Origin of the sequence: Pseudomonas sp. RC10 (assembly GCF_038397775.1) — a bacterium.
Classification (GTDB): Bacteria; Pseudomonadota; Gammaproteobacteria; order Pseudomonadales; family Pseudomonadaceae; genus Aquipseudomonas; species Aquipseudomonas bambusae.
On the sequence record NZ_CP151650.1, the window covers coordinates 3,531,194 to 3,546,901 of the forward strand.

General features: G+C 62.0%; 13 protein-coding genes. 8 read left to right on the top strand and 5 right to left on the bottom strand.

Annotated features, from left to right (window positions below):
* Positions 1–5: 5 nt before the first annotated feature.
* The 4 genes from AAEO81_RS16275 to AAEO81_RS16290 form a co-directional block, all read right to left on the bottom strand.
* Positions 6–980 carry a GlxA family transcriptional regulator gene (locus AAEO81_RS16275; protein ID WP_341957794.1) on the bottom strand — a complete coding sequence of 325 codons (975 nt, stop codon included), beginning with the start codon at positions 978–980 and terminating at the stop codon, positions 6–8.
* 432 nt (positions 981–1,412) lie between these two features.
* On the bottom strand, positions 1,413–2,390 hold the full coding sequence (locus AAEO81_RS16280) for a HAMP domain-containing sensor histidine kinase (RefSeq protein ID WP_341957797.1): 978 nt from the start codon (positions 2,388–2,390) through the stop codon (positions 1,413–1,415).
* A 171-nt stretch (positions 2,391–2,561) separates the two neighbouring features.
* Positions 2,562–3,788, bottom strand: a complete 1,227-nt coding sequence (locus tag AAEO81_RS16285; RefSeq protein ID WP_341957799.1) for an acyl-CoA dehydrogenase family protein — start codon at positions 3,786–3,788, stop codon at positions 2,562–2,564.
* A gap of 60 nt (positions 3,789–3,848) precedes the next feature.
* The gene (locus AAEO81_RS16290; protein ID WP_341957801.1) at positions 3,849–5,222 is read right to left on the bottom strand and encodes an LLM class flavin-dependent oxidoreductase; all 1,374 of its coding nucleotides are present in this window, start codon (positions 5,220–5,222) and stop codon (positions 3,849–3,851) included.
* A 590-nt stretch (positions 5,223–5,812) separates the two neighbouring features.
* Here AAEO81_RS16290 and AAEO81_RS16295 point away from each other — a divergent pair.
* The 4 genes from AAEO81_RS16295 (at position 5,813) to AAEO81_RS16310 (ending at position 9,772) form a co-directional block, all read left to right on the top strand.
* Positions 5,813–6,841: an ABC transporter substrate-binding protein gene (locus AAEO81_RS16295; RefSeq protein ID WP_341957802.1), complete on the top strand. Its 1,029-nt coding sequence runs from the start codon at positions 5,813–5,815 to the stop codon at positions 6,839–6,841.
* A gap of 411 nt (positions 6,842–7,252) precedes the next feature.
* Complete coding sequence (locus AAEO81_RS16300) at positions 7,253–8,122, top strand: ABC transporter ATP-binding protein (RefSeq protein ID WP_341957803.1); 870 nt, start codon at positions 7,253–7,255, stop codon at positions 8,120–8,122.
* Between the two features lie 2 nt (positions 8,123–8,124).
* Positions 8,125–8,916, top strand: a complete 792-nt coding sequence (locus tag AAEO81_RS16305) for an ABC transporter permease (RefSeq protein ID WP_341957804.1) — start codon at positions 8,125–8,127, stop codon at positions 8,914–8,916.
* Positions 8,906–9,772, top strand: coding sequence for a transporter substrate-binding domain-containing protein (locus AAEO81_RS16310; RefSeq protein ID WP_341957805.1), 867 nt, complete (start codon positions 8,906–8,908; stop codon positions 9,770–9,772). Before AAEO81_RS16305 ends, AAEO81_RS16310 begins: the two co-directional genes overlap by 11 nt.
* Positions 9,773–9,784: 12 nt before the next feature.
* Here AAEO81_RS16310 and msrA read toward each other — a convergent pair whose 3' ends face one another.
* A complete protein-coding gene (gene msrA, locus AAEO81_RS16315) occupies positions 9,785–10,291 on the bottom strand; it encodes a peptide-methionine (S)-S-oxide reductase MsrA (RefSeq protein ID WP_341957806.1) in 507 nt (168 codons plus the stop codon).
* Between the two features lie 179 nt (positions 10,292–10,470).
* Between msrA and uvsE the strand changes: the two genes are divergently transcribed.
* The 4 genes from uvsE (at position 10,471) to AAEO81_RS16335 (ending at position 15,689) form a co-directional block, all read left to right on the top strand.
* Positions 10,471–11,502, top strand: coding sequence for a UV DNA damage repair endonuclease UvsE (gene uvsE, locus AAEO81_RS16320; protein WP_341957808.1), 1,032 nt, complete (start codon positions 10,471–10,473; stop codon positions 11,500–11,502).
* Positions 11,503–11,821: 319 nt separating this feature from the next.
* Positions 11,822–12,946, top strand: a complete 1,125-nt coding sequence (locus AAEO81_RS16325) for a GGDEF domain-containing protein (RefSeq protein ID WP_341957810.1) — start codon at positions 11,822–11,824, stop codon at positions 12,944–12,946.
* Between the two features lie 418 nt (positions 12,947–13,364).
* The gene (locus tag AAEO81_RS16330; RefSeq protein ID WP_341957812.1) at positions 13,365–14,990 is read left to right on the top strand and encodes an NADP-dependent glyceraldehyde-3-phosphate dehydrogenase; all 1,626 of its coding nucleotides are present in this window, start codon (positions 13,365–13,367) and stop codon (positions 14,988–14,990) included.
* Positions 14,991–15,092: 102 nt separating this feature from the next.
* On the top strand, positions 15,093–15,689 hold the full coding sequence (locus tag AAEO81_RS16335) for a LemA family protein (protein WP_341957813.1): 597 nt from the start codon (positions 15,093–15,095) through the stop codon (positions 15,687–15,689).
* Positions 15,690–15,708: the final 19 nt, after the last annotated feature.

Below are 15,708 nucleotides of genomic sequence, written 5' to 3' on the forward strand. Positions count from 1 at the left end.
CGCGGTCACTCACCCCCAAACTGCTGCCGATACTGATTCGGCGATAACCCGATCCGTTCGCTGAACGCCTTGCGCATGTGCCGTGGGCTGCCGAAGCCGCAGCGGGTGGCGAGGGTCTTGAGGGGCAGGTTGCAGGCTTCCAGCAGTTTCCGGGCATGGTCGATGCGAGCGTTCTGCACGTACTGCATGGGCGTCACGCCGACTTCTCGCTGAAAGGCGCGGGCGAAATTGCGGGCGCTCATGGCGGCAAGGTCGGCCATGCGCTGAATGGTGTAAGGCTCTTCGATGTGATCGACGACGTAGGCCTGGACCTTGGCAATGGCACCGCCGTCCCGGGGCACCGCTGCCAGCAGGGGGCCATAAGGGGTCTGGCCGCCCTGGCGCTTCATTACCACCAGCAGGATTTTCGCGACCTCCAGGGCCAGCTCCTTGCCGTGGTCTTCGGCGACGACGGCCAGCGCCATGTCGATACCGGCGGTGATGCCGCCCGAGGTGATGAGATTGCGGTCCATGACGTAGATCTGTTCGGTTTCGACCCGCGTCTCCGGGTAGCGTTGGGCAAGGCGCTCGACGTAATTCCAGTGGGTGGTGCAGCGATAGCCGTCGATCAGCCCGGCCTCGGCCAACAGGAACACGCCGGTGCAAATCGCGCCGAAGCGCCGGGCGGTTTTGACGGCATCGGGCAGCCACTCGTTCAGCGCGGGGTGGCTGACACCGTAGGCGCCCGGGCCACCGGGAACCAGAAGCAGGTCAACGGAGGTGGGACAGTCCTCAAGGCGGAGGTCGGCATGGACCTTGAGGCCACACGAACTGCGCACCAGGCCCGCTCGGTCGGAAACGGTGAGCAACTGGTAATGTTTTTCCTTGGGGAGCAGGCGGTTCGCCAGGGTAAAGGCGTCCATCGGGCCGGTCACGTCGAGCATCAGCACGTCGTTGAACAGCACCATCACCACGGTCTTGTGGGCACAAGGGTCTTGCATGCATCAACCGCCTTTTTCAGGGCCGGGCCGGCACAGGCCGGTGGCTCGGGTCTTTCATGGCGGGAGTGTAGGGCAAATTGAAGGGAGTCCGGTACAGCGGAATCGAGAGAGTGCCAGCAGGATCGTGTGCGCTGGGTGTGCTGCCGCTGCGGTCGGACGCGACCCCGGGCTGATCGCTGCCGTCGTGCCTCCGGCGTCTCCCACGAGACTTGCGGTGTTCAGGGATTGAGCCGACGACACAAATACCCTGTGGCAATCCGGCGTGCCGGCCATGACTCGCAGCCGTCGGCGGCCCGGACGCGATTGTATTTGGACGACGAACGCGAGTACGGCGCGGAACCTTGTGGGAGCAGCCGGAGGGACGACGGCCGCGATCTGCCGGGCACCGGCAGCAAAACCGGACACCTCGGTCGTGTCAGGTGAAAAGGTGCCTCAATGGTTCTTGCACCCCACCGGCAGTTGAAACCGGATCATCGCGCCGCCCAGTTCGGAGGTTTCGGCGTAGAGGTTGCCGTTGTGGGCTTCGACCACGGATCGGCAGATGGTCAGCCCCATGCCCAGTCCGCTGGGCTTGGTGGTGTAGAACGCGCCGAAAATCTGCTGTCGGTCTTGCACCGGGATGCCGGGGCCGTTGTCCTCTACGGACACCTGTACGCCGTCGCGCAAGGACACCGAAGACACTTTCACCACACCCGACGATATCGGGGCTTGGGCGACGGCTTCGAGGGCGTTGGCGATCAGGTTGTACACCAATTGCTGGACCTGAACCGGATCGGCGATTACGGACTGATTGGCCATGAGCTCGGTTTTCAGGGTCACCCCCGCCCGCGTCAGCGCAGGTGCATGCAGGCGGGCGGCTTCGTGAATCAGATCGTTGACGTTGACCGGTTGCGGCGTACACGGCGACCGTCGGGCCAGCGCCCGCAGGGCTGCCACGATGTTGGCGGCCCGTTCGCAGTCCTTGCGGATGTCGCTGAGGCCATCAATGGCTTCGTCCAGATTCGGGTTGTCCCGTTGCAGCCAGCGCGCACAAGCTGATGCATTGGAGGCGATGGCCAGCAGCGGTTGGCAGATTTCATGGGCGATGGACACCGTCAGCTCACCCATGGCCTGCAAATGCGCGTTGCGTGAGAAGTCATCCTGCGGGCTGATCGCAGGTGCAGGTTTGCGAATGGCGTTGTGCGATGGGGTGGGCACGTGTGGCGCCCAGAGTTCCAGCGTGCCCAGGTGCTGGGCCGGGTAGGGCGTCGGCAGCGGGGTGATGGCGATGCCGCTGTGCGGGTCGGGGATCAGCCGATACATCGACTCGGTCTGCCCCGGGGGCAGTGACATGTCGTAGTAGTCGGACCAGGGCTGATCTGCACCGGCACTGGCGTTGGAAGCGCGTTGAGGTGAACGTTTTTCTGGCATCGAGCCCCCGGATTCAAAGCGCCTCGTGTCGTTGTCGCCGAGTATACGCAGCGATCCGGGGCCGAAACGAAAGTCGTTCCCGTTTGGCAGAATCAGGCACCTCGATGGCCGTTACAGTCCCCTCGGTGCCCGGATTGGCAAGACCGTATCCAGAAGCGCAGCGCTGAAGAATTACGCCACGCCGATTTTCCACTGCGCAGGTGGCGGCGTGCCGTTGACCGCGTAGTCGCCGACGATGCGGTCCTTGTAGATGCGCGGGTTGTGGGAGGTGAGGGTGCGGGCGTTGCGCCAGAAACGATCAAGACCCAGCGGGCGCAGCGTGGCGGACGCGCTGAGGGCGTCGAACATCCGCGAACTGGCGTCGAGGATCAGGTCGCTGACGATGGTTTGCGACTGGGCAATCTCCAGCTCGGCGATGTCCACGGCTTTCTTCAAGGCCTCTGCATCACCGGTGAGCCGCGCCTGATAAGCCCGTTCCAAGGCCTCGGCGGTCTTCAGCACAATGGCCCCGGCGCTGTAGGCCGCCGCGCGCAGACTGCCCACCACTTGCAGGACCTGCGGGTCCTGGGCCACCCGCGACGCATTGCCGTTGCTGAAACTGCGGGTGCGCTTGGCCACGGCAGCCGCCACTTCGCCGCTGAGGGCACGACCGATCCCGGCAAGGTTGGCCAGGTGCACGATCTGATACAGCGCCGGGGAATACTGGAACTTGTCATCGACGCTGACGATGTTCCGCGTGTCCACCGCCACGCCGCGCAGATGCGTGGTGCCGCTGGCGGTGAGGCGCTGGCCGAAGCCGTTCCAGTCGTCCACCACCTCCACGCCTTCCGCGTCACGGCGCACAGTCACAAACACGCGTTTGTCGTCGTGATCGCTGACCGCCACGTCGATCCATTCGCTGTACAGGCAGCCTGTGGTGTAGAACTTGTTGCCGTCGATGCGCCACTGCTCGCCGTCCAGATACAGCCGCGAATGCAGGTGCGATTGCGGCGTGTCGCCGACTTCGCCGGTGGCCGGGCCCACGGTTTCGCCGCGCACCAACCGCTCGAACCAGACTTTGCGCCGTTCTTCGTCACGGCTGTTCAGCAGGTTTTCCGTGAAGCCCAAATGCCCGCGCAGGGCCTGCACCAGATTGGAGTCAGCTTCGCCCAGCTCGATCAGCAGGTTGGCCAGTTCGGGCAAAGTGACGCCCAGGCCGCCGTATTCTTTCGGCACCCGCACGGCGGTGAAACCCGAGGCCTTGAGCAGTTGCAGCTCCTGGACCGGCAACCGGCGCTCCAGCTCGCGGCCGATCGCGCCTTCGCGCAGGTTGGCAAACAGCGGACGAAACCGCTCGGCCAGTTGTTCATAGCGAGCGGAAGGGCCTGCGCCCCAGGCTGCGTTGACTTGATGCGCCATGGTCAAACTCTCTGTACAAAAAATGAATCAGGAGGCGTCCGCCTCATGGTTTTCTGGAAATCAGACGGCAATCGACGGCTCGCGAAGCAAGGTCGCCGGGTGCGCGGGGAAGGGCAGGCCCAGACGCTCGCGCAGCGTGTTGCCGGTCGGGCCGTCTTGCGGCACCAGCCCGCGACGTTTCAGTTCCGGCAGGATCAGCGCGATGAAATCGTCGAGCCCCTCGGGGTAGGTCGGCGGCAGGATGTTGAAGCCGTCGGCCCCGTAGCCTTCGAACCACGCCTGCAACTGGTCCACGACTTCTTCCGGCGACCCCACCAACGTCCAGTGCCCCCGCGCACCGGCCAGACGCAGGTACAGCTCGCGGATGCTCAGGCCTTCGGCGGCCAGTTGCAGGATCAACTGCTGACGGCTCTTCGAAGCGTTGGTGGCGGGCAGGTCTTGAGGCAGCGGGCCATCCAGCGGCAGGTGGGACAGATCGACCCCACCCAGCAAGCCGGACAGCAGGCTCAGGCCGACCTCCGGGTGCACCAGATTTTGCAGGCGCTGATGCTTGGCATGGGCTTCGGCGGAAGTCGGCGCGGTGAAGATGGTCACCCCCGGCAGAATCTTGATGTGTTCGGGTTTGCGGCCCAGCACGGCAGCGCGGGATTTGATGTCGCTGTAGAACGCCTGTGCATCGGCCAGACTCTGGTGCGCGGCGAAAATCGCCTCGGCGGTGGCCGCGGCCAGATCACGTCCGTCTTCAGACGCCCCCGCCTGCACCAACACCGGTTTGCCTTGGGGGGAACGCAGCACGTTCAACGGCCCGCGCACGTGGAAATGCTCGCCGTGGTGGTCGGCGCGGTGCAGCTTGGTGCGGTCCAGGAACACGCCTTTGTCCTTGTCCAGCAGCAGCGTGTCGTCTTCCCAGCTGTCCCAGAGTTTCTGCACCACTTCATGAAACTCCCGCGCCCGGCTGTAGCGGTCGGCGTGGGCAGGCTGCTGGCCCTCGGCGGTCTTGGCGAAGTTCTTCGCGGCGTCGGGGTCGCTGCTGGTGACCAGGTTCCAGCCGACGCGACCGCCGCTGATCTGGTCCAGCGAGGCGAACTGGCGCGCCAGGTTGAATGGCTCGCTGTAGCTGGTGCTGGCCGTCGCCACCAGACCGATGCGCGAGGTGACGACTGCCAGCGCGGACAGCAGCGTCAGCGGTTCGAAACTCAAGCTCGGCGCGATCACCCGGTCGAAGGTCGGCGCGTCGATACCGCGCACGGACACGCTGTCGGCGAGAAAGAGCGTGTCGAACCCGGCTGCTTCCGCCTTGCGTGCGAGGTCGCTGAAGTGGTCCAGACGGACGCCTGCGTCGGCCTGAGAGCCGGTGTCACGCCAGGCCGCGATGTGGTGCCCGGTGGCGCGCAGGAAGAGGCCGAGTTTCAGGGTGTCAGTGCGTGTGCTCATGGGATGACTCCGTGCAATCGTGAGTGTTCAGCCAGCGTCCGTTAATGGCACGCGCCTGTTTATCTTGCAGGGAATAAAACAGGCAGGTGTTCGTGGGGTCATTCATTAAGCGGTGCGCAGTAGAGGTCATGAAGTTGCAAGGGCTGTGCCGTAAACGGGCCGTTATTTAAAAGGCCAATACATCAGTATTTAACCAGGCTCGGTAAACACAGCTTCGAATTGATGTGTGTCAAGAGGAGGGTATCTGTTGTTTGACTGTTGCTGGATCAACACTTGTCTTGCGCGGTGTTATTCGCGTGCGCGCTGGCGGAAAGCCGCATCCCTTAGCAGGCAGCCTTAACGGCGACAGGGATTGCACAGGCCTCACCGTTGACCGGTCATTCCATCGGAGTTGCGAACTAAGGCATTGCAGATAACAGCAGGCATAACTTTAGTTGAAAACGTTATAGCCAATATCCAAGTGACAATTGACGCTGAATCCATCGCCTCATTATTGTCGCTCCGGCCATAGCCTCTTATTTAAACAGTGCCTGCCGTTCATGAATAACGCGTGCCTGTCTCGAAGATTTAAATAACCAAGGACGCTCGTCATGGAAACGCTTAACAGCCGCAGGGCTTTTATCAAACAGGTGGCGTTATTGGGCACGGCGGCCGCCGCCGGGATGATCCTGCCAGGCTGCGGCAAGCCGGAAAAGACCGCCAACGCTGCGCCTGCCGTGATCAAGAACCGCTCGGACCAGGTGGTCAGCTTCAAATACCCGGACAACCCGTCGTTCGACCTGGTGTACCTCGCCGATTCATTGGGCTATTTCGAGGGCACTCGCACCCGGCCGAATTACATCGGCAAGATCGCCGCGCCGCAGATCATCCCGTTGGTTGGCACCGGTGAGATCGACTTCGGTTCGCGGATGGTGCCGTTGGTGATTTCGGCGATTGCCAGCGGCCTTGACCTCAAGGTGGTCGCGGCGGGCGGCAAGACCCTGCAGGAAGCGCCGCACATGAAGTATTTCGTGCGGGCCGATTCGGGGATTTACACGCCCAAGGACATGGAAGGCAAAACCGTGGGCTTCAACAGTTTCGGGGCCTGTGCCGAGTTCGTGACCAAGAAATACCTGCGTGAGCACGATGTGGACGTGGACAAAATCAACTGGGTGGTCGTACCCGACAACCAGGGCGAACAGACCGTGCTGACCCGTAACGTGGACATCGCAATCATTCACCCGCCAGCGTCCGGCGGCGCGGAACACAACCCCGAACTGCGCAAGTTGTGGAGCGACTACGACCTCGACAAAGGCCTTGGCGGCATGGCGCCGTACAGCGGCTACGGCAGATTCATCCGGGAAAACCCTGAGGCCACGCAGGATTTCGTCACCGCGATTGCGAAGGCCGCCAACTGGGTCAACGCCAACCCCGACGAGGCGCGCAAGATCGTTTCCCAACGCATCGGCACGCCGCTGGAGCTGGTGGAGCGCTACGCCTACGTCGACGACCTGGTGGTGACCGAACCGCCCATTCAGTACTACATCGACATCCTCGAAAACGAGAAGAAGATCAAGCCCGGGACAGTGGCCGTGAAGGATGTGTACACCAATGCGTTCAATGCGTTGGCGAAGGCGTGAGCGCGGGTCGTCGGCATGGATTCCCCGGTCACGCAGCCGCTGCAAAACCTGTAGGAGCGAATTCATTCGCGAAAGGGCCGGTACAGCCAAGAAATCTTCATTGTCTGAACCCCCTTCGCGAATGAATTCGCTCCCACAGTGAAGAGGGCGTCGTGCTCAAGGTCTGCGACCGACACCGAACCTGTGGGAGCAGCCGGAGGTTACGACGGCCGCGAAAGCAGTGAGTCGGGCGATGCATGTGTGCCTGCCTTGACGCAAATTCCCTGTAGGAGCGAATTCATTCGCGAAAGATTTTTCAGGCGACGCCTCTTCAACGCCTGTCCTGGCTTTCGCGAATGAATTCGCTCCCACAAAGAAACGGTGTTCACCCAATGAAAGGGGTGGTCATTACAAAGGACAGAAGAGGCATCAGTGCACAAAATCTCCACAGTTAATCTGCACATGGAATACCAGGCGCAGGACGAATCAGGCAAAACCGAGCGGGTCGAGGTGTTGAAGGACTTTGATCTTCAAGTGCGCGAAGGCGAGTTCCTGTCGATCCTCGGCCCGTCCGGCTGCGGCAAATCCACCTACCTCAATATCCTCGCCGGGCTCGCGCAGAAAACCGGCGGCACGCTGGAGATCGACGGAAAACCCTTGCAGGGCATCAACCGCAATCAGGGCGTGGTGTTTCAGGGCTATGCCTTGCTGCCGTGGCGTTCGGTGCTCGACAACATCGCCGTGGGGCTGGAAATCCGGGGCGTCGGCAAAACCGAGCGACGGGAACGGGCACGCGAATACCTCGATCTCGTTGGCCTGACGGGCTTCGCCTCCCGCTACCCGCATGAGCTCTCGGGCGGCATGCGTCAACGCGTGGCCATCGCCCGCTCGCTGGTCTATGAACCTGACGTGCTGCTGATGGACGAGCCCTTCGCCGCCCTCGACGCACAAACCCGCGAAACGCTCCAGGACGAACTCCTGCGCATCTGGGACCTGCACAAAAAAACCATCGTGTTCATCACCCACAGCCTCGACGAAGCGATCTTCCTGTCCGACCGCGTGGCGGTCATGACCCCGCGCCCTGGGCGGATCAAGGAGATCATCGACATCGACCTGCCACGTCCCCGGTTGCCGCAACTGCGCAACAGCCATGCCTTCGTTCATCTGCGTCAGAGGGCGTGGGCGTCGTTGCGCGAAGGCATGGGCAATGCAGTTCCGGATGCGGCGGAGGTCGAAGAAGCAGCCCGTCATGAAAGCTGGCAGCAGGTCGCCCGGCTCGGCGGCTATCGGGTGGGGGTCTGAGCATGAGTGCGTGGTCTCGCTGGTCCCGACACTCACGCCGCGCGGTGGACAGTTCCATCGGCATTCTGGCCTTTCTGGCGCTGTGGGAAGCCTTGCCGCGACTGGGCATCGTCAACCCCGGTTACCTGAGCCCGCCGTCGGCCGTGCTCGGCGCCATTGTCGACATGGCGGGCAATGGCGCGCTGCTCAAACACCTTCAGGCCAGCCTGATCCGGTCTCTGGCAGGCCTCGCGTTGGCCATCGTCACGGGCATTTCGCTGGGCCTGCTGATGGGCTGGTTCGCGCGGGTCGAACGTATCCTCGATCCGCTGTTGCAGTTCTTCCGGCAAACCTCGGCGTTGGCGCTGTTTCCCGTGTTCATCCTGTTTCTGGGCATCGGCGAACTGTCGAAAGTGGCGATCATCTTCTGGGCGTCGTTCTGGCCAATCCTGTTGAGCACCATCAGCGGGGTCAAACAGGTGGACAGCCTGCTGATCAACTCGGCGCTGTCGATGGGGGCCAACCGCCGTTTTCTGTTCCTGAAAATCGTCCTGCCCTCGGCGTCGCCGTCGATCTTTACCGGGGTGCGTTTGGCGGGGGCGTATTGCATCACCGCGCTGGTGGCGGCCGAGATGATCGGCGCCCATTCCGGGCTGGGGTTCCTGACGCTGAATTCGCAGGAGGTGTTCCAGATCCCGAGCATGTACGCGGGGATTCTGCTGCTGGCGGTGGTGGGGTTGTTGTTGAACTTCCTGCTGGCGCTGCTGGAGCGTCGCTTCACCCGTTGGCGCCGTGGGTTGAAACATGCCGGCTGACACCGGCGCAGCGTTCACCGGAGGCTGGATTCGCTGGAGCCTGGCCGGGTTGATCGGCGCGGCAGCGGTCTGTGCCATCTGGCTGCTGCCAATGATCGATGGTGCCGAACAGGGCCCGGGCCCGGTATTGCTGCAAGCGCAGGCCCGGCAGGTGTTGCGTATCGGCGTGCGCAGCTACCCGCGACCGACTTACAGCAACGAGGCGCTCATCGCCGAGCCCGATGAAATGGACAGCGAATTGGCCACCGCATTGGGCCGGTATCTTGGGGTGAGGGTCGCATTGACGGCGATCCCATCACAGGACGTCGCCGGATTTCTGCGCAGGGGCGAAGTGGATGTCGTCATCGCGGGCAGCCTCGACATTCCGGGGCTGGAGCGGCAGCGGGCGGGATTGAGCGACGTACCTTCGGCCTATGAGAAAGGCGCGCTGCTCAGCCTGCGCAACGCGCCGCAAACCTCAATCAAAGGTCAGACCGTGTGCGTGGCCAATGGCAGCCCATGGATTCATGCATTGCAGGCAAAGGGCGCGCAGGTTCAAACCTACGTATCCGGGATTCGGGCAGCCACAGCGTTCATGGCGGGCGACTGCCAGTTGCTGGCCGACGAACGCACGGTCCTCACCAGCCTCCTGCAAACCCCAGACTGGCGCTTCTATCGCATGCTGCCGCAAACCCTCGAAGCCAGCAGCGATGCGCGGGTCTACCTGTCCCAACCTGACCCGAAAAGCCTGCGCCTGCTCCAAACGGGACTGCGCGAATGGCGGTCCGACGGCGGGCAGGCGAAGGCTTGGGATGTGCACAGCAATGCGTTTCTGGTCGATAGCATGAAGATCAGCGATGGCTTGGTGTGTCACTGATCCGTACGACCTTTATGCGCGCTTCGGCAACACCCAATCCTTGCGGATGAAATGGCAGGTATAGCCATTCGGGATGCGTTCCAGGTAATCCTGGTGCTCCGGTTCCGCTTCCCAGAAATCCCCGGCCGGGCTGATTTCGGTCACGACTTTGCCAGGCCACAGGTCGGAGGCATCGACGTCTTTGACGGTGTCTTCGGCGATGTGCTTCTGCTCGTCGTTCAGGTAGAAAATCGCCGACCGGTAGCTCAGGCCGATGTCGTTGCCCTGGCGATTGGCCGTGGACGGGTCGTGGATCTGGAAGAAGAATTCGAGGATTTTCCGATAGCTGATCAGCGCCGGGTCGAAGACGATTTCAATGGCTTCGGCGTGGGTGCCGTGGTTGCGGTAGGTGGCGTTCGGCACATCGCCGCCGGAGTAGCCGACGCGGGTGGACACGACGCCGGGGTAGCGGCGCAGCAGGTCCTGCATGCCCCAGAAGCAGCCGCCGGCGAGGAGGGCGGTTTCGGTTTGAGTGGTCATGGTGCAATCCTTCCTGTATGCGTTGAACGCACAGATGTCAAAGTGTGTCCCAGTGTGCTCGCCTGTCGTCGACCGGTGCAAGGGGGGCGAAATAACCCGAACTCCCGACCCGCCCTCGACGTCTGCTGTGAGAGACACCCCCGTCAAAACCTTCATCAGGACCCTCTTCAGGACTTTCCGTGAACAAACCCCGCATCGGCTTCGCCTGCATGTACCGCCACCCGGAGCGCGAATTGTCGCTCAAGGAACTCAAGGCGTTGGAGGGCGGTTATAACCCGCGCACCACGACCTTGCGCTGGATGGACAGCGTCACCGTGCAAGAGGCGCAGGACAAGTTGCTGGACATCGTCGAGCACAACCTGGCAGCGCAAATTCGCCTGTTGGGCTACGTCGCGCAGTTGCCGGTGGAGCGGCGTATGTTGAGGCTGAGCAGCGACCTGTTGCCGTTCTACAGCCACCCCAAGGTCGCGGCGTTTTATCAAACGTCCTCGGTCATGACCCGGCTGGCGAGTCTGTTTGCCGCCATTGGCGACACGGCGCGGCAGGCGGACATCCGGCTGTCGTTCCACCCCGGTCAATTCTGCGTGCTGGGGTCGGACCGTCCGGACGTGGTGGAGAACAGCCTTGCGGAATTCGAATACCACGCCGACATGATCCGCATGATGGGTTACGGCCGCCGTTTTCAGGACTTCAAATGCAATATTCACATCGCGGGGCGACTCGGTGCGGACGGGGTGCGCGCCGTCTGGCCACGTCTGTCTGAAGTGGCACGCCAGTGCATTACGTTCGAGAACGACGAGAAAACCTACGGCGTCGATGACTGCCTGCAACTGGCGGACCTGGCGCCGGTGGTGCTGGACATTCACCACTGCTGGATTCACGAAAGCCGTTACATCGCCCCCGATGACCCCCGGGTCAGTCGCATCATCGACAGTTGGCGTGGCGTGCGGCCGGTCATGCATTACTCGCAGCCGCCCGAGAGCCTTCAGGCACTGGGCTTCACCGCTGAGCAGAAGCTGGAGATGGAGGCATTGCTTCAGGTGGTCAACAAACGTGACCTGTACCTGCACAGCGACCGCATGTGGAACGACTGGACCAACCGCTACGCGCTGCAATTCCTCGATAGGTTCGACATCATGTTCGAAGCCAAGGACAAGAACCTGGCCACGGAAGCGTTCTATCGGCAGTTCATGGACCCCGAACAACCCTGAATTCCAAAATGGGGGGCTGAATCCTGTGGAGCGAATTCATTCGCGAACGGTTTTTCGGGCGACGCATCACCATTGCCTGTTCCGGCTTTCGCGAATGAATTCGCTCCCACAGTGAGAACAGCGCACATGGCGGAAATTGAGGGATGGCGGATCTTCGATGTCAGCACCGCGGCCTCTAAATGGCGCGTTGGGACGTTTTTTAGCTTGAGCGGTCGGTAAAAACATCAATTGTCGGCGCTTTCGACGCGTCCGTGTTGTGTGCGGTCATGGCCCGGTGCCACAATCGCGCCTGTGACCGCAGTATGGACAGGCCATTTCGATGTACCTCGTTGAATTTCAGCACGAGCGCAAAGCCCTGATCGACGCCCAGGTGCGGACGGATCGGTTGCAGCTGCTGTTCAGGCAAACGGTTTTCTCCGTGCTGGGCAGTTTTCTGGCTGCCGTGATGCTGAGTTGGCTGTGCTGGAGCCGGATCGATCACGCGCTGGTGTTTGGCTGGCTGATGCCATTGGGCGCGTCCACCGCGCTGAGGGTGGCGCTGCTGGTCACGTATTTTCGCAGCCCTGTCGTCAGGCGCACCCCTGAATGCTGGGAGCTCAAATACTGGCTGACGCTGGTGCTGTCCGCGACGATCTGGGGGTTAGGCGCGCTGGCGTTGATGCGCTCCGATGACCTGCTGATCCAGGCCCTGGTGTTGCTGTTTACGGTGGGGATGTCGGTCAGCGCCGTGTCCTGTTATTCGGCGTATCGCTCGATGACCATCGTGTCCATCGGGCTGGTCTTGCTGCCGTGTTCGCTCTGGCTGCTGTTTCAACAGGGCACGATGCAGGTGGGCATGGCCTTGCCGTCGCTGGTGTTCGCGTCTTTCGTGATCACTGCCACCCGCAGACTGTCCGAGGCGATGGAGACGGCGTTTCGCCTGACCCGGGAAATGGAGCACGCTCGCGACATCGCCAATCAGGCGGCGCAAACCGATGAACTCACCGGGATGAAGAACCGTCGAGCGTTTTTCCATCATGCCGAGCAGACGTACGCGCACGGCAAACGCAACCGCCAGCCGATCAGTGCGCTGATGCTGGACATCGACCACTTCAAGCGGATCAACGATTCTTATGGGCATCAGGCCGGGGATCAGGTGTTGCGGCAGATCGGGGTCGTGATCAGCGAGTGCGCGAAAGAGGGCGACATTTGCGGTCGGCTGGGCGGCGAAGAGTTCGCGCTGCTGCTGATCGACACGTCCCTCATTGCCGCCGAGGTACGGGCCGAGCAACTGCGCCAAACCATCTCGCGGCTGTGCTGTGATCACGGGGAAGTGATCACCGCCAGCATTGGCGTGGCGTCGATGGGGGCGGAAGGGCAGAGCGTTCATGCGTTGCTCAACGACGCGGACAAAGCGCTGTTCCGGGCCAAGGCGCAGGGGCGTAATCAGACGGCGTTGGCGTGAGGAGCGGTTTGTCCAGACAAACGCGTGCGTGTCAGACAGACCGCCTTCGCTGCCGTCGTAACCTCCGGCGTCTCCCACAGGGTCTGAGGTGCGCCGGCTGGTGGCGTGCGCATTTGATGAAGGTTATCGACGCAATCGTCCGGACGTCATCCCTGCACCGGCCGAACACAAACCTGTAGGAGCAGCCGGAGGTTACGACGGCCGCGAAGGCGGTGTATCAGGCGAGGCGTTCGTTACTGTCCCGACGCTATCGCTGCCGTCGTAACCTCCGGCGTTCCCCACGGGGTTCCTTGCTCGGCCTTGAAATCGTGACCCCTTCTGTCACACCCCCGTGACATTCCCCCTGACTCTTTTCATTCTCTTCAAGCTGTGGCGTAGTGTCTGGCGCACATTGGCCGACTGGAAGAGGTAAAGAGCGATGACCCTGCAAAACCAACTGGACAACCTGTACCCGCGTGCCGAGGACATCCCCGAGCAGTTCCGCGCAGGCCCTGTCATCGAGCAGCGGGATTACCTGGTCAACGGCGTGTTGCATCAGTGGCAGGGGCCATTGGCGCCGGTGCTCAGTCCGGTGTCGCTGAAGACCGACGCAGGCCTTGAAGACGTGATCCTGGGCAGCACGCCGCTGATGGACGCCGACACCGCGATGACCGCCCTTGATGCGGCCGTCAAAGCCTATGACCGAGGGCAGGGTGCCTGGCCGACCATGCGCGTCGTGGACCGTATTCATCACGTCGAAACCTTCCTCAAAAAAATGCGCGAACAGCGCGAGGCCGTCGTGACCCTGCTGATGTGGGAGATCGGCAAGAACCTCAAGGACTCGCAGAAAGAGTTTGACCGCACCTGCGACTACATCGTCGACACCATCAACGCGCTCAAGGAGCTGGACCGTCGCTCCAGCCGCTTCGAGCTTGAACAAGACACCCTCGGCCAGATTCGGCGCGTGCCGCTGGGCGTGACCCTGTGCATGGGGCCCTACAACTACCCGCTGAACGAAACCTTCACCACGCTGATTCCGGCGCTGATCATGGGCAACACCGTGGTCTTCAAACCGGCCAAGTTCGGCGTGCTGCTGATCCGTCCGTTGCTCGAAGCCTTCCGCGACAGCTTCCCCGCCGGCGTGATCAACGTTATCTACGGCAGCGGCCGCGAGACCGTCAGTGCGCTGATGGCCAGCGGCAAGATCGACGTCTTCGCCTTCATCGGCACCAATAAGGCCGCCAGCGCCCTGAAAAAACTGCACCCCAAGCCACACCGCTTGCGCGCGGCACTGGGCCTGGACGCGAAGAACCCGGGCATCGTGCTGCCCGACGTCAATCTCGACAATGCCGTGACCGAAGCCATCACCGGCTCGCTGTCGTTCAATGGCCAGCGTTGCACCGCGCTGAAAATCCTGTTCGTGCACGAAAACGTGGTGGGCAGTTTCCTTGAGAAGTTCGAGGAAAAACTCGCCCAGCTGAAACCGGGCATGCCGTGGGAGCCGGGGGTTTCCCTGACGCCGCTGCCGGAACCGGGCAAGACCGACTACCTGCAAGGCCTGGTGGATGACGCCGTGAGCAAAGGCGCCAAAGTGGTCAACGAAGGCGGCGCCACGACCCATCGGCAGTTTTTCTACCCGGCGGTGCTGTACCCGGTGACACCGGACATGCGCGTCTACCACGAAGAACAGTTCGGGCCGGTGGTGCCGGTGGTGGCGTACCGCGATCTGGAAACCGTCATTGAGTACGTGCTGGACTCGGATTTCGGCCAGCAGTTGAGCATCTTCGGCAACGACTCCAAGCAGGTCGGGCGACTGGTCGATGCGTTCGCCAATCAGGTAGGCCGCATCAACATCAACGCCCAGTGCCAGCGCGGGCCGGACAGCTTCCCGTTCAACGGCCGCAAGAACTCGGCCGAAGGCACGCTTTCGGTAGACGATGCCCTGCGCGTGTTCTCGATCCGCACACTGGTCGCAACCAAGTTCCAGGAGAACAACAAAGCGCTGATCAGCGACATCATCCACAACCGTGAGTCGAGCTTCCTGACCACTGATTACATTTTTTGATCGCCGGGTTTATCACAGGGTTCCCTGATGTGTCTCGCAGCGACTTGGGCTAAGATTCCGCAGCCCACGTCGCTGTAGTCATTGCACCTCAAGGAAGTCAGCATGAGCGTCTCCGCTATCGTTTTTCTGGTTGTCGTCGTCGGTTCGGTGGTCTACGTCATCGGCGTCTACAACCGACTTGTCCTGTTGCGTAACCGCTTCAAGAATGCCTTCGCCCAGATCGAAGTGCAGCTCAAGCGTCGTCACGACCTGATCCCCAATCTGGTCGAAACCGCCAAAGCCTACCTCGCCCATGAACGCGACACCCTGGAGTCGGTGATCAGTGCGCGCAATCAGGCGGTGGCCGGCCTCAAGGCAGCATCCGGTCAGCCCGGAGATGAACAACGCATGGCGCAACTGGGGAGTGCCGAAGGGGCGTTGACCAGCGCGATGGGTCGCCTGAACGTGACGATGGAAGCCTACCCGGACCTCAAGGCCTCGCAGAACATGCAGCAGCTCAGCGAAGAGCTGACCAGCACCGAAAACAAGGTGGCGTTTGCCCGTCAGGCTTACAACGACGCGGTGATGGAATACAACACCTACAAACAGTCCTTCCCGCCGGTGTTTTTCGCCGCCAACTTCGGTCACAAGGCCGATGCCGGTGTGCTGGAGTTCGCCGACACCGCGCAGATTCAGGCCGTGCCCAAGGTGGCGTTTTAATCGACCCACCGCAGGGACC

Coding starts and splice junctions, on each gene's coding strand:
- AAEO81_RS16325 (WP_341957810.1), top strand. CDS start 11,822: ATGTACCTCGTTGAATTTCAGCACGAGCGCAAAGCCCTGATCGACGCC.
- AAEO81_RS16310 (WP_341957805.1), top strand. CDS start 8,906: ATGCCGGCTGACACCGGCGCAGCGTTCACCGGAGGCTGGATTCGCTGG.
- AAEO81_RS16335 (WP_341957813.1), top strand. CDS start 15,093: ATGAGCGTCTCCGCTATCGTTTTTCTGGTTGTCGTCGTCGGTTCGGTG.
- AAEO81_RS16290 (WP_341957801.1), bottom strand. CDS start 5,222: ATGAGCACACGCACTGACACCCTGAAACTCGGCCTCTTCCTGCGCGCC.
- AAEO81_RS16295 (WP_341957802.1), top strand. CDS start 5,813: ATGGAAACGCTTAACAGCCGCAGGGCTTTTATCAAACAGGTGGCGTTA.
- AAEO81_RS16285 (WP_341957799.1), bottom strand. CDS start 3,788: ATGGCGCATCAAGTCAACGCAGCCTGGGGCGCAGGCCCTTCCGCTCGC.
- AAEO81_RS16280 (WP_341957797.1), bottom strand. CDS start 2,390: ATGCCAGAAAAACGTTCACCTCAACGCGCTTCCAACGCCAGTGCCGGT.
- msrA (WP_341957806.1), bottom strand. CDS start 10,291: ATGACCACTCAAACCGAAACCGCCCTCCTCGCCGGCGGCTGCTTCTGG.
- AAEO81_RS16330 (WP_341957812.1), top strand. CDS start 13,365: ATGACCCTGCAAAACCAACTGGACAACCTGTACCCGCGTGCCGAGGAC.
- AAEO81_RS16275 (WP_341957794.1), bottom strand. CDS start 980: ATGCAAGACCCTTGTGCCCACAAGACCGTGGTGATGGTGCTGTTCAAC.
- AAEO81_RS16305 (WP_341957804.1), top strand. CDS start 8,125: ATGAGTGCGTGGTCTCGCTGGTCCCGACACTCACGCCGCGCGGTGGAC.